A 12,219-nucleotide genomic window follows, 5' to 3' on the forward strand; every position below is an offset into this window, starting at 1 on the left:
GCCCGCGCCGGCTCCCGCGCCACCCGCGCCGCCCGCGCCGGCTCCCGCGCCGGTCGCGGACCCGGTGGTCGCGCCGGCCGCGGACTCCGGTCCGGTCGTCGTGGTCGTGCAGTCCGGCGATCCGACCGCGCCTGCCCCCGGCGCCGACCCGGCCCAGGGCGGCGCCCCACAGGCGGGTGCCATCCAGGCCGACCCGGCCGCCGCGAGCGAGAGCTCGGACGGCATCGGCGCCGAGGAGCTGATCATCGGCGGAGCGGGCCTGGCCGCGGGTGCGGTCGCGGGCGGCGTCGCCGGTGCGGTGGCAGGCAAGGCCTTCAAGTCCGACGAGGACGGGACCGAAGCCACCGCGACGGCCTGACCGTCCGCACCAGACACCGGGCAGCAGGGGTGTGCACCCCCGTCGCACCTCTGCTGCCCGGCACAGAAGCCGCTCACCCATCGACGAACCGCCTGAACGGATCACCGTCGTAAAGCAGTCAGCCGAGAGCGTGCAGCCGTTCGGCCGCCTATGATTCGGCTCGCCGCACGGCTCCATACCCCTTGAAAGGCCGAACGATGTTGTGCCACGCCTGCCATGTGCACCTGCGGCGGGACTACCCGTACTGCCTGCACTGCGGCACGCTGCGCAAGGGCGCCGTCGTGGACTCGTACGCGGCGCCGGAGCTGCGGTGGGCCGACGCCGCGGGCGAGCGGGTCCACCCGCTCATCAAGCCCACCACCACGATCGGCCGCAGCCCCGACAACGACATCGTGCTCGACGACGCCAGCGTCTCGCGCCACCACGCCCGGGTCGTGCGCAACGCCGAGGGTTTCCACCTGGAGGACCTCAACTCCTTCAACGGCACCACGATCGGCAAGCGCACCTTCCACGGCGACTGGGCCCCGCTGCCTGACGAGTCCAAACTGCACATCGGTGACATCCCGTTGCGATTCGCCCAACCGCGCTCGGCGGCGATCGGCTCCAAGACAATGGTGCGCGGCGTCGAGCACAGCATCCTGCTGCCAGCCCCGGAAACCGAGGAAGCGCCGACGGCCACCGGCCCGCTCACGGCACGGCCGCGGCGGCGCAGCGGCTGGGCCCTCAAGCAGGTGCCGGACATGCGCGGCGACCAGCAGTGGGTGCTGCGCAACACCCGCTCCGGGCAGTATCTGCAGCTGGACGAGCGCGACGTGTTCCTGTGGCACCAGCTCGACGGCGAGAACACCGTGCGCGACCTGCTCTTCGCGTACGCCCAGCGCTACGGCGAGCTGGCACTGCCCCGCATCGAGCGCACCCTGCGCACGTTCGCGGCGCTGGAGCTGGTGCGCGGCCTGCACGGCCAGCGCGAGGCGGAGAAGCCGCCACTGCTCAAGCGGTTCGGGCAGGCCGTGCTGAAGACGCTGCTGCGCATGGAGGTGTCGGTCAAGGGCCTGGACCGGGTGTTCACCCGGATGTACCGGTCGTTCGGCTGGCGATTCTTCACCCGTACCGGCGTGGTCGGGCTCTGGTTCTGCATCGCCGGCGGCATCTACGCGATGACCGTGGCCAGCGCGCACCAGAACCTGTTCGACATCAACGGCGCGGGCGTCTGGGGTGCGATCGTCATCGCCGCCGGCTACCTGTTCGCGCTGATCGTGCACGAGTCGGCGCACGCGCTGGCCGTCAAGTCGTACGGCCGCACCGTCACCCGCGGCGGGTTCATGCTGATGATGGGCATGCCGTTCGCCTTCGTGGACACCTCGGACATGTGGTTCGGCAGCCGCTGGTCGCGCATCGTGGTGACGCTGTCCGGGCCGCTGTCGACCGCGGCCATCGCCGGCATGCTCGCCGCGGTCGCCGCCTGGGCGCCCGCGCCGCAGGTGTCCGGCATCGCCTACCAGCTGGCCTTCGGCCTCTACCTGAACACGCTGTACAACCTGAACCCGCTGATGCCGCTGGACGGATACCAGGCGCTCGCGGACGCGCTGCGGCTGCCGCGCCTGCGCGAGGAGGCGTCGGCCTACTTCACCAAGGGCATCTGGTCCGACATCAAGGCCGGTCGCAAGCCCGGCATCAAGCAGATAGGCATGGCGGCGTACGGCTTCACCGCCGTCGTCGGCACCGGCCTGTTCGTGCTGCTGGGCTTCCTGGCCTGGCGCGACCGGCTCGGCGGGCTCGTCGAGGAGTACCTGCCGCCCGGCATCGACGTGCTGGTCATCGTGCTCGGCATCGGCCTGATCATGTTCCCGATCTGGTACCGGCTGTTCCGCAAGCTGACCGGCTTCATCAAGTCCCGTAAGGCCGCAACGGCGGAGGTGGCGGCATGAGCCAGCCGAACATGTGGACCGTTCCCGGGTACATCGAGATCCGCGAGCTGGGGCGCGGCGCGTCCGGGCTGGTGGTGCTCGCCGAGCACGAGGCGACCCAGGTCAAGGTCGCCATCAAGTACCTGGCCGAGCAGCTGCGCGACGACGAGACCTTCATCCGCGCGTTCCGGGCCGAGGCCCGGGTCATGTCCGAGGTGGAGTCGCCACAGGTCGCGCGGCTGTACGAGTACATCGAAGCGCCCGGCGGCGCGGCCATCGTGATGGAGCTGGTCGACGGCGTCGCGCTGCGCGCGATCCTGCGCGAGCAGGGCCCCACCGAGCCCGAGGCGGCCCTGGTGGTGCTGAAGGGCTCGCTGCTCGGTCTGGCCGCCGCCCACGACCGCGGCGTCGTACACCGCGACTACAAGCCCGAGAACGTGCTGGTCAACGGCGAAGGCCAGAGCAAGCTGGCCGACTTCGGCATCTCGGCGCGCAGCGGCCGTCAGGGCCCGCTCGCCGGCACGCCGTCATACATGGCCCCCGAGCAGTGGGCCGGCGCGCCGGCCAGCCCGTCGACCGACATCTACGCGGCGACCGCCACGTTCTTCGAGTGCCTGGCCGGGCAGCCGCCGTTCCGCGCCCCCGGCGACATCCAGGGCCTGCGCCGCCAGCACGAGCAGGCGCCGGTCCCGGTGGAGCTGGTGCCCGAGGCCGTACGCGGACTGGTCCGCCGGGGCCTGGCCAAGGATGCCAAGCAGCGCCCCAAGGACGCCGCGACGTTCCTGCGCGAACTGGAGGCCGTCGCCGGGGCCGGTTACGGGGCCGAGTGGGAGGAGGAGGGCCGCAGCAAGCTGGCCCGCCGCGCACTGCTGCTGGCGCTGCTGTTCCCGCTGGCCGCGGTGCAGGCCAACGCCACCGCCATCGGCACCACGATCCTCGGCATGTCCCGCAAGGCGTTCACTCTGGCGGCCAGCATCACCGCACTGGTACTGATCCTGGGCGGCGCCGGGGCCGCGGCACTGTGGCCGACGAGCACCAGTCCGACACCGCTGCCCAGCGTGACCGCAACCGCGGACGCATCGTCGTCGCCGAGCGAGTCACCGTCGCCCTCCCCGTCGCCGAGCCCGTCCCCGTCGGAGAGCCCGTCCCCGTCACCCTCCCCGTCGGACGATCCGCAGCCGAGCCCGAGCAAGAAGCCCTCGCCCAAACCTTCGCCGTCGCCCTCCTCGTCGCCGGTGACCCCGGCCGCCCCGGTCGTCGCGTTCCTGCGCCCCAGCACGTGCTGGCTGGTCAAGGGGATCTGCAACGGCACCGCGGCGGCCAACGCGGGCAAGGATTCCCGCACCACGGTCATCGTGAACACCGAGAACGCCGGCCGATACCGCTACACGCTGCGGTTCACCGCGATCGACTACAACCTCCAGCCGATCGGCACCATCCCGCAGAAGACCTCCCTGGTCGAGGGCATCACCGATGGGACGAGCACGACGGTCTCCACCACCGTCGACATGACCGGCCTGCTCTACTGCAACACCCAGATCCGGGTGACCATCGAGACGACGCGGGGCGGCCCTGCTATTCCCACGAAGGTCTACTCTGCACCCATCATTCAGAACGCCAACTGCATCATCGGCTGAGAAGGACGCGCTGCGGTGACCGACACCATCGGTGGCAAGTACACCCTGCTGGATGCGGGGCGGGCCGGACGGCTCGGCACATGGCACACGGTGTCGACGGCGGAGGGCAAGCAGCGCGGCGCGCTGCGCCTGGAGGATCGGGGTCTGACCGACCCGGCTGCGGCGCGTCGGCTCGCCGACGCGGTCAGCGCCCAGGCCCGCCTGCGCGTGCCCGGCCTGCTCAACGTCATCGACCAGGTGACGGAGGGCAGGCACAGCTGGCTGATCACCAATGCGGCACCGTCGCCGACGGTGGCGCAGGCGCTGGCGGCCGGGGTCACCCTGCCGGCCGCCGTGGCCGCACTGATCGCCACCGACACCGCCCAGACACTGCTCCGGCTGCACCAGGCCCAGCTCGCGCACGGCGAGCTGAACACCCACGGTGTGGTGGTCAGCGCCGGCGGCGCGGCCCTGCTGTCCGAGGCCGGTTACGGGCACGCGGTGCTCGGCACGACCCCCGGCCCCGGCCATGACGCGGCCGGCTGGTCCCGACTGCTGGCCGAGCTCGCCGACGCCTGCCATGACGCCGAGACCCGGCAACTGCTGCGCCAGGCCGGACAGCAGGCCGAGGCCGTCGGCGGCAGCGCCGGCCTGACCGCCGCGTTGACCACGCTGAGCGCTGCGGCACAGCGGATCACCGGCTTCGGCGACCGCGCCGCGTTGAAGGCGCTCGCCGCGCAGATGCACCCGATGTCCGCCGCGCCGGTCTCCGCACCGCCTGTTTCAGCTCCTCCTGCCTCTGCGCCACCCGTTTCAGCTCCTCCCGTCTCCGCGCCGCCGGTTTCTTCTCGGCCGGTGTCCGCGCCGCCCGCCGCTCCGGTGGCCGGGATGCCCGGTGGCGTCCCGGCGGCCGAGGAGACGGTGCAGCTGGCCGGCGGCTCCCACTCCGCGCCGCCGGTGCCACAGCAGACGCCGCGGGCCACGCCGCCGACCGCGGTGATGCCGGTGGTGCCGCCGGACGGGGCGACCCGGCTCGGCAACCGCGCCGCCGAGGAGCAGCGCAAATCCGGGGCGTACCAGGTCGGCCGGGCCGCCCCGCCCCCGGCGCAACAGCCGCAGCAGGACGTGAACCTGCGGTTCGGGCAGGGTGTGCCGCCCGCGCCGCCCGCCTGGCAGATGGCCGCCGCGCAGGCCGCCCCGCCGCCCCGGCGCAAGAAGTCGGTCGGCAAGCGCATCGCCGCGTTCTTCAGCGCGCTGACCACGGTCGCGCTGCTGGTCATCGCGGGCTATGTCGCCTGGACCTGGTGGCAGGAGAACAACAACGCGGTCCAGGTCACCAAGGTTGCCGTGACGCCCGTCGTCCCGCCGGTCACCGCCGCGTGCGACGTGAACGTCGACGTGGTGGGCCTCATCGAGACCGACGGCCAGGCCGGGAAGATCACGTACGAGTGGCTGCGCAACGACGGCGAGACCTCCGGCGCGCTGGAGCAGGCGGTCAAGAAGGGCCAGCGCAGCGTTCAGGTGCACCTGTTCTGGCGCTTCCAGGGCAAGGGCACCAGGGAGGCCGAGGCCACCCTGCGCATCCTGAAACCCACCGTGATCCAGGGCTCGTCGAAGTTCACGTACTCCTGCAAGTGACGCACGAACGCTGAGCCCACCCGCCGTCCAGCGGGTGGGCTCAGTCGTGCGGCGATCAGGTGTCGCTGTCCAACAGGTCGGCCAGGATCAACTGCTCCACGGCGTACGCCCATTCGGGACAGCGGTGCCGTCGACAGTGCACGCACATGTCGGTGGCCGGGTCGTCGCCGTGGACGGCGACGGCCTGCCAGTACCGTCGCGCCAGCTCATCCGGGATCGGGGCGTGACCGTGCGGAGGAGCGCTCACGCGGACACCGCCTCGGTGTCCGCCCGGTGCCGGACGAGCCGGGGCGATTGGGTACGCATGACCTGCTCACGCGCCACGCGATGGGTGCACGCGCCGCAGACCGCGCCGACCGCGCCACCACAGGACGCACACCAGCTTGCCGCGTGCCCGCGCAGGAACCATCCGGCGAGCATGGCCAGCAGCACGACCATGCCGAGTCCGGCGATGGCCAGATAGACTGCCATGAACCACCTCCAGTGGAGTTGTGGTGGAGGCGGGGCGCCGGGGCCAACCAGTCAGCCCCGCCTCCGGCTTATGACAAGCACTTATCAGCGACCGGCCCGATGGCCTGAGGCAGTGACAAGCTGTGTCCGTTGTGGATTACACTACTGATCGATTCCTATTTTAGGAACCTAAGTTTGGCCGCCACGCTCTCTTCGGCGGCGACGGATCAGCAAGGAGTCCGCAGGTGGACAACCCCACGATTCAACGTCGACGACTTGGCCAAGCCCTTCGCCGTGGACGCGAAGCCGCCGGACGCACTCAGGAAGAGGCTGGTCGCGTCATCGATGCGGCGGCTACGAAGATCAGCCGAATGGAACTCGGCCAGTCCGGCATCAAGATCCACGACCTCAATGCGTTACTGGAGTTCTACGGTCTCGTCGGCGAGCCAGCCGATGCGCTGCGCGATTTGGCACGCGCGGGACGCCAACGCGGCCGCTGGAGCGGGCGAAACGTCCCGGACTGGTTTCGGCAGTACGTCGATCTGGAGGCCGCCGCGTCGGAAGTCCGCTGGTACCAGTCCGAGATCATGCCCGGCATCCTGCAGACCGAGGAGTACATCCGTGCCATGGGACCGGGTGATTCCGGCAGAGCCGATGACCATGTGGCACTCCGCAAAGAGCGCCAATCCCTGCTGACTCGCGACGATGCGCCAGACTTCGCGGTCATCATCAGCGAATCGGCACTGCGCAGACAGATCGGTGGCGCGGAGGTCATGCGCAGTCAACTGCGACACGTGGCTCGGACCGCGGCGCAGGCGGTCATCTCGTTGCAGGTATTGCCGTTCGACGCTGCGACATACACGACGTCGAGCTTCGCCTTCACACTGCTGCGGTTCAACCAGGATGCCGGTGCGGACGTCGTCTACCTGGAGGACTACACGAATGCGTATTACCTCGATGATCAGGAGACGGCGCGCGACTACTCTAGGCTGTGGAATCGGCTGAGTGCCGCTGCGCTCGGCCCGCAGGAGTCCGTGCGGCTGATCGAGCGGATCGCCGAGGAGCTTCGCCTGTAGCACCGATGGAGATGATCACAGCATGGCGAGTTCGGATTTCGACCAGGCGGAGTGGCGCAAGAGCTCCCGTAGCGACAACAACGGTGGGCAGTGCGTCGAGGTTGCCCTGACCACAACGACCATCGGTGTCCGAGACAGCAAGGACCGTGACGGTTCGGTGCTCGCCTTCGCCGCCGGGGACTGGGCCGCGTTCCTCTTCGGGGTCAAAGCCGGCGAGTTCGACCGCTGACTGTCGGAGTCGACCATGCAGGTGAACCTCGTCCAGGGCGACATCACCCGCCAGGAAGTGGACGTGATCGTCAACGCGGCCAACTCGTCGCTGCTCGGCGGCGGTGGCGTGGACGGCGCGATCCACCGCAAGGGCGGCCCGGAGATCCTCGCCGAATGCCGGGCGCTGCGCGCCTCCCACTACGGCCGGGGCCTGTCCACCGGCCAGGCCGTCGCCACGACCGCAGGCAAGCTGCCCGCGCGCTGGGTGGTACACACCGTCGGACCCGTGTACAGCGCCACCGAGGACCGCGCCGAGCTGCTCCGCGACTGCTACCGCAACGCGCTGCGGGTGGCGGGCGAGCTGGGCGCGCGTACCGTCGCCTTCCCGCTGATCTCCTCGGGCATCTACGGCTGGCCGGTCGACGACGCCGTACGCCAGGCCCTGGACGTGCTGGAGAACGCCGATACCACGGTCGAGGAAGCCATTCTGGTGCTCTTCGACGAGCCCACCTACCGGACCGCATCGGGCGTCCAAGCCGGTCGGAGCTAGGTTCCGCCTCGCGAGTCGTGGTGCAACCTGGCAGGTTGCTCGATCGGCTCATCCGAGAGGATCGCTTGCCGGTCGGGGTCGGAGTGGCCCGTACTTCTGCAGATGTGCGGACGTCCGATCAGGTGAGGGTCGGTTCCGGTTCCGGTTCGGGTACGTGGGCGGCGGCGATGGGAGTCCGCACCGTCCAGCCGAGGGTGCCGTACAGCTTGCGCCCGTCGTCGGTGGCGACCAAGGCGCCGGTATGCACGCCGAGTTGAACGGCATGGTGTCCAAGCAGGCGCATCACTGTCTTGCCGAGCCCACGCCGCCGGTGCGCGGGGGCAGTCTCGACTTGGTCGATTACTCCGATCACCCCGGCCGGTGCGAGCCTGCCGGAGGCCACGGGTGTGCCCGTGGCGTCGAGGACTGTGACGACGACGACGTCGGTGATCGTGGTTCGGATCGTGTACGGCGCGGGTGGCTTGTCGGCGTCGCCGGTGAGCGTGGTGGTCATGAGAAAGCCGGTGTCTGCCATCGCCCATGGAGGTGGGAGGGCCGCGCGCAGATACGCCGGGTCCGCGGCGACCTTGATCCACGTTCCGGGTGCGTTCTGCCGCTCGCCCAGCCGCGACAGCGACTGATCGTCGGGGGTATGAAGGACGTAGCGCAGACGATGGCCAGGAACTCCGACGTCGATGCGCCATCCCTGTGGCACCGCCACCGGCACGGGTGCCGCACGCGAGACAGCCCAGCCGTGGACCCATCCGGCGATGAGGCCCGGCAGGTCGCCACGCTCAGCGCCAACTGTCCCGCCTTCCTGCTGCACCCTGCCACCCTCCAGATCTCCTCCTCCATGATCCACCTTATTGCAACTTACTGGCAATAACAATCGCCACGGTCGGCATGACCGGGGTTATCCAGCTAGCGGTCGGTGGCTTTGGGGTGGCCGGTGCCGGCGTGTTTGATCCAGCAGACGCGGGCCTCGTGATCGACCACGTACCAGATGCGGCCGCCGGCAGTCACCTCGTATTGCCACTGTTCAAGGCGTACGCCGTCGTGGTTCGCCCAGGCGAGGTCGTACTTGAGCCGGTGCTGCCGGTCGGTCTCGGGTCGGGGACAGGGATTGTCGCGTAGCGCCTCATACGCCGCTCGGGTGTGGCCGGCCGCTTGACGGCACAGATCCTCCCACCCTTTCGCCGCGTCGTTGGCCGCGAACCTGATCGCGTACTCCCCTGGCAACGTGGGTGGCGCGGCACGGTCGCCGCGCTTGGGCGTCATGCGGCCTCCGGCACCGGCACCGGGCCGTAGTCCCCGCTGGTCTCACCGGCGAGGATCGTGTGCAGGTCGGGGTCGGAGTAGGCCTCGGCCGTGTGTCGCCACGCGGTGAGCAGCACCGACACCGCGGCCATGTTCCCGAGTGCGCTGGCGGCGCCTGCCGTCGCGACGAACTCCTGAGCGAATTCGTCCACGGCGGGCAAGGGGAGGAAACGCACCCACGGCAGCACGCGGGGCAGCACCTCGGCGATCACCTGCGGGTCGCGGTGGGCGATCTCCGCCAGCAGGCGGGCGGTCATGTCGATGACCTGACCCTCCTGCTCAGCGCGCGCGGCCGTCATGAGCACGAGGTCATCCGCGTCGCGTCGGCGCAGCCGCACCGCTCGCACCCGCGAGAGCCGGTCCGCGGTCGCCGACGGCTCCCGCAGCAACTCGGAGAACGGCACGCTCTCCAGTGGGACAGTCATACTTCAACGCTACTTCAGTAGTCGGTCCGACGACAGCATCCGGCGGTCTTCGGACCTGGGGATCAGTCGACGGCTCAGGACATCGCCGCAGTGAGCGCGGCGACGAAGTCGTCGGTGGTGTGCTCATCCCGGACGGCCACGCGGAGCCAGTCCGGGCCGAGGCCGGGGAAGGTGTCGGCGCGGCGCACGGCGTAGCCCGCGTCGCGCAGGCGGCTGCGTACACCCAGGCCGTCGGCGACCTTGAGCAGCACGAACGAGCTGGCCGGCGTGCCCGCGACGACCACCTCGGGCAGTTGCCGCAGCGCCGTGAGCAGGTGCTCGCGGCGCGCGGTCAGCTCGTGGGCGATCAGCTCCTCGGCCGCGACGGCCGCGGGTGTGGCGCAGGCGGCCGCGGCCGCGAGCGCGGGCGTCGACACGGGCCACAGCGGTTGTACGGCGGCCAGCCGGCGCACCAGGTCCGGCGCGGCCAGCAGGTAGCCGACGCGCAGTCCGGCCAGTGCCCAGGTCTTGGTGAGGCTGCGCACCACCACCAGGCCGGGCAGGTCGCGCCGCGCGGCGAGCGAGTGCGGCTCGCCGGGGATCGTGTCGGCGAACGCCTCGTCCACCACCAGCACCCGGCCCGGCCGGGCCAGGCTCGCGACCGCGTCGGCGGGGTGCGCGACCGAGGTCGGGTTGGTCGGGTTGCCGAGCAGCACCAGGTCGGCGTCGTCCGGCACGGCGGCCGGGTCCAGCGTGTACGGCTCCGGCAGCAGCACCCGGCCCACCCGGTGCCCGGCGGCCAGCAAAGCCGCCTCCGGCTCGGTGAACTGGGGGTGCACCACCACCGGCCGCCGCGCGTCGCGCAGGCCCTGGGCCAGCAGCGTGAATGCCTGCGCCGCACCGGCGGTGAGCAGCACCTCGTCCGGGTCCCGGCCGTGCCGGGCGGCGATCGCGGCGCGGGACGCGGTGCCGTCGGGGTAGGCGTCCAGGCGGCCGAGCGACGCCAGGATCGGCTCGGCCAGCCAGTCCGGCAGTGGGGCCTGCCGCACGTTCACCGCGAGGTCGATCAGACCGGCGCCGACCTCGACGTCACCGTGATGCCCGAGGTCATACCCGCCCCCCACGCCGCTCACCCGCGCTGCCCGTCAAGAAGGGCACCTTCCTCTACGGAAACCGTCAAGAAGGTGCCCTTCCTTCGCCCTAGACGAGCGGAGGCGGTGAGGCGGGTGAGGACGGCGAGGACGGCGGCGGAGAGGCCGACGGCGGCGGAGAGGGTGGCGGCGCGGCGGATGTCGCGGGTGCGGGGGCCGGGGCCGTCACCGAGGGTCGGGCGGGTCTCGGCGCGGCCGAAGTAGATGTTCGTGCCGCCGAGGCGTACGCCGAGGGCGCCGGCGAAGGCCGACTCGCACTGACCGGAGTTCGGGCTGGGGTGGGCGTCGCCGTCGCGGCGCCAGACGGCGGCGGCTCGGGCGGGCGAGCCGGACACCAGCGGCGCGGAGACCGTCGCCAGCGCGGCGGTGAGGCGGGACGGGACCAGGTTGGCGGCGTCGTCGAGGCGCGCCGAGGCCGTGCCGAACCGGGCGTAGCGCGGCGAGCGGTGCCCGACCATGGCGTCGAGGGTGTTCACGGCGCGGTAGCCGACGAGGCCGGGCAGCCCGGCCAGCGCGCCCCAGACCAGCGGCGCGACTTCGGCGTCGGCGGAGTTCTCGGCGATCGACTCGACCGTCGCGCGGGCCAGGCCGGGTTCGTCCAGTGCGGACGGGTCGCGGCCGCACAGGTGCGACAGCCGGGCGCGGGCCGCGGCCAGGTCGCCGCGTTCCAGCGCCCCGGCCATCAGGCCGCCCTCGCGGCGCAGGCTGCGCCCGCCGAGCGCGGCCCAGGTCCCGGCCGCCACCAGCGCGGTACGCAGCACCGGCCGCCCCCGCGTGGCCCGCTGCGCCAGCACGGCGGCCGCCACCGGCACCCCGACGGCCAGCGCGGTGAACGCGGCCCCGGCCCGGCGCGAGTCGGCGTACGTGTACCGCTCGACGACCTTGGCGAAGTTGCCGAACCCGGCGACCGGGTGCAGCCGCCGCGGATCGCCGAACGCCGCGTCGAGCGCCACTCCCGCCAGCATGCCGAGCGCATCGGCCCGCCGGGCCGCCCGCCGGGAGGTCACCGGCCGGGCTCCGGCAGCACGTCGGTGCCGGTGTCGAGGATGGCCTCGTCGTCGGGTGTCAGCGGCTCGTCCATGAGGTGGCGGAAGGCGCGCAGGTTGTCGGTGGGCTCGCCGCGGCTGATCCGCCAGCGCCACTCCCGCTTGATCGCGGTGCTGAAGCCCAGCTCCAGCAAGGTGTCGAAGGACTCGTCGGCGGCCGCCAGCACCGCGCCGAGCAGCCGGTCCAGCTCCTGCGGCGAGACCGCGGCCAGCGGCAGGCGGCCGGTCAGGTAGACGTCGCCGACGGCGTCGACGGTGAACGCGACCCCGTACAGCTTCGCGTTGCGGCGCAGCAGCCAGGCCCAGACGGCTTCGCGGTTCTCGTCGGGCTGGCGCACGACGAACGCCTCGATGCGCAGCGCGTGCTCGCCGACGATCAGGTTCACGTTCGTCTTGAGCTTGTGCGTGCCCGGCAGGGTCACCACGTAGGAGTGGGGCCCGGTGCGGTCCAGGGGCAGCTCCGCACAGGCCTGCTCGATGAAGGCGCAGGCCTGCTCGACCGTGGTCATGAGGCTCC

At 71.5% G+C, this 12,219-nt stretch carries 14 protein-coding genes and 1 pseudogene; 7 read left to right on the forward strand and 8 right to left on the reverse strand.

Translation table 11 applies throughout. The annotated features are described in order from the left end of the window. From F9C41_RS40965 to F9C41_RS39320, 4 genes and pseudogenes are all read left to right on the forward strand, one after another. Window positions 1–358, forward strand: a pseudogene (locus F9C41_RS40965) (hypothetical protein); the annotation flags it as partial. A 218-nt stretch (window positions 359–576) separates the two neighbouring features. After that, window positions 577–2,286, forward strand: a complete 1,710-nt coding sequence (locus F9C41_RS39310; RefSeq protein WP_196280158.1) for an FHA domain-containing protein — start codon at window positions 577–579, stop codon at window positions 2,284–2,286. Continuing rightward, window positions 2,283–3,902, forward strand: a complete 1,620-nt coding sequence (locus tag F9C41_RS39315; protein WP_230690360.1) for a serine/threonine-protein kinase — start codon at window positions 2,283–2,285, stop codon at window positions 3,900–3,902. Before F9C41_RS39310 ends, F9C41_RS39315 begins: the two co-directional genes overlap by 4 nt. 15 nt (window positions 3,903–3,917) lie before the next feature. Next, window positions 3,918–5,519: a serine/threonine-protein kinase gene (locus F9C41_RS39320; RefSeq protein ID WP_155391942.1), complete on the forward strand. Its 1,602-nt coding sequence runs from the start codon at window positions 3,918–3,920 to the stop codon at window positions 5,517–5,519. A 55-nt stretch (window positions 5,520–5,574) separates the two neighbouring features. Here the strand turns inward: F9C41_RS39320 and F9C41_RS39325 are convergent, their stop codons facing one another. Then, the gene (locus tag F9C41_RS39325; RefSeq protein ID WP_155391943.1) at window positions 5,575–5,766 is read right to left on the reverse strand and encodes a hypothetical protein; all 192 of its coding nucleotides are present in this window, start codon (window positions 5,764–5,766) and stop codon (window positions 5,575–5,577) included. Beyond that, on the reverse strand, window positions 5,763–5,990 hold the full coding sequence (locus F9C41_RS39330; protein WP_155391944.1) for a hypothetical protein: 228 nt from the start codon (window positions 5,988–5,990) through the stop codon (window positions 5,763–5,765). The genes F9C41_RS39325 and F9C41_RS39330 overlap by 4 nt, the downstream gene beginning before the upstream one ends. Window positions 5,991–6,214: 224 nt before the next feature. On the opposite strand from F9C41_RS39330, the gene F9C41_RS39335 reads away from it, so the two are divergent. From F9C41_RS39335 to F9C41_RS39345, 3 genes are read left to right on the forward strand one after another with little or no spacing between them, the layout of a single operon-like run. After that, entirely contained in the window at window positions 6,215–7,045 is an 831-nt protein-coding gene (locus F9C41_RS39335; RefSeq protein ID WP_155391945.1) for a helix-turn-helix domain-containing protein, read from the forward strand. Window positions 7,046–7,067: 22 nt separating this feature from the next. After that, window positions 7,068–7,274: a DUF397 domain-containing protein gene (locus F9C41_RS39340; RefSeq protein ID WP_155391946.1), complete on the forward strand. Its 207-nt coding sequence runs from the start codon at window positions 7,068–7,070 to the stop codon at window positions 7,272–7,274. Window positions 7,275–7,289: 15 nt separating this feature from the next. Beyond that, complete coding sequence (locus F9C41_RS39345) at window positions 7,290–7,805, forward strand: O-acetyl-ADP-ribose deacetylase (protein WP_155391947.1); 516 nt, start codon at window positions 7,290–7,292, stop codon at window positions 7,803–7,805. Window positions 7,806–7,923: 118 nt separating this feature from the next. On the opposite strand, the gene F9C41_RS39350 is transcribed toward F9C41_RS39345, so the two are convergent. From F9C41_RS39350 to F9C41_RS39375, 6 genes are all read right to left on the reverse strand, one after another. Beyond that, window positions 7,924–8,610, reverse strand: a complete 687-nt coding sequence (locus tag F9C41_RS39350) for a GNAT family N-acetyltransferase (RefSeq protein WP_230690361.1) — start codon at window positions 8,608–8,610, stop codon at window positions 7,924–7,926. A gap of 95 nt (window positions 8,611–8,705) precedes the next feature. Continuing rightward, a complete protein-coding gene (locus F9C41_RS39355) occupies window positions 8,706–9,062 on the reverse strand; it encodes a hypothetical protein (RefSeq protein WP_155391948.1) in 357 nt (118 codons plus the stop codon). After that, complete coding sequence (locus F9C41_RS39360; protein WP_155391949.1) at window positions 9,059–9,526, reverse strand: hypothetical protein; 468 nt, start codon at window positions 9,524–9,526, stop codon at window positions 9,059–9,061. The genes F9C41_RS39355 and F9C41_RS39360 overlap by 4 nt, the downstream gene beginning before the upstream one ends. Window positions 9,527–9,600: 74 nt before the next feature. Beyond that, a complete protein-coding gene (cobC, locus tag F9C41_RS39365; protein ID WP_155391950.1) occupies window positions 9,601–10,638 on the reverse strand; it encodes an Rv2231c family pyridoxal phosphate-dependent protein CobC in 1,038 nt (345 codons plus the stop codon). After that, on the reverse strand, window positions 10,635–11,663 hold the full coding sequence (locus tag F9C41_RS39370) for a cobalamin biosynthesis protein (RefSeq protein ID WP_269059028.1): 1,029 nt from the start codon (window positions 11,661–11,663) through the stop codon (window positions 10,635–10,637). The genes cobC and F9C41_RS39370 overlap by 4 nt, the downstream gene beginning before the upstream one ends. Further along, window positions 11,660–12,211 carry a type III secretion system chaperone family protein gene (locus F9C41_RS39375; protein ID WP_155391951.1) on the reverse strand — a complete coding sequence of 184 codons (552 nt, stop codon included), beginning with the start codon at window positions 12,209–12,211 and terminating at the stop codon, window positions 11,660–11,662. The genes F9C41_RS39370 and F9C41_RS39375 overlap by 4 nt, the downstream gene beginning before the upstream one ends. Between the last annotated feature and the right edge of the window lie 8 nt (window positions 12,212–12,219).

It is taken from the genome of Catellatospora paridis (assembly GCF_009720365.1).
In the GTDB taxonomy this organism is placed as follows: domain Bacteria; phylum Actinomycetota; class Actinomycetes; order Mycobacteriales; family Micromonosporaceae; genus Catellatospora; species Catellatospora paridis.

What these genes read in the sequence shown, in the direction of transcription:
- F9C41_RS39345 (WP_155391947.1), top strand. Translation starts at nt 7,290, where the DNA reads ATGCAGGTGAACCTCGTCCAGGGCGACATCACCCGCCAGGAAGTGGAC.
- F9C41_RS39340 (WP_155391946.1), top strand. Translation starts at nt 7,068, where the DNA reads ATGGCGAGTTCGGATTTCGACCAGGCGGAGTGGCGCAAGAGCTCCCGT.
- F9C41_RS39330 (WP_155391944.1), bottom strand. Translation starts at nt 5,990, where the DNA reads ATGGCAGTCTATCTGGCCATCGCCGGACTCGGCATGGTCGTGCTGCTG.
- F9C41_RS39315 (WP_230690360.1), top strand. Translation starts at nt 2,283, where the DNA reads ATGAGCCAGCCGAACATGTGGACCGTTCCCGGGTACATCGAGATCCGC.
- F9C41_RS39355 (WP_155391948.1), bottom strand. Translation starts at nt 9,062, where the DNA reads ATGACGCCCAAGCGCGGCGACCGTGCCGCGCCACCCACGTTGCCAGGG.
- F9C41_RS39360 (WP_155391949.1), bottom strand. Translation starts at nt 9,526, where the DNA reads ATGACTGTCCCACTGGAGAGCGTGCCGTTCTCCGAGTTGCTGCGGGAG.
- F9C41_RS39375 (WP_155391951.1), bottom strand. Translation starts at nt 12,211, where the DNA reads ATGACCACGGTCGAGCAGGCCTGCGCCTTCATCGAGCAGGCCTGTGCG.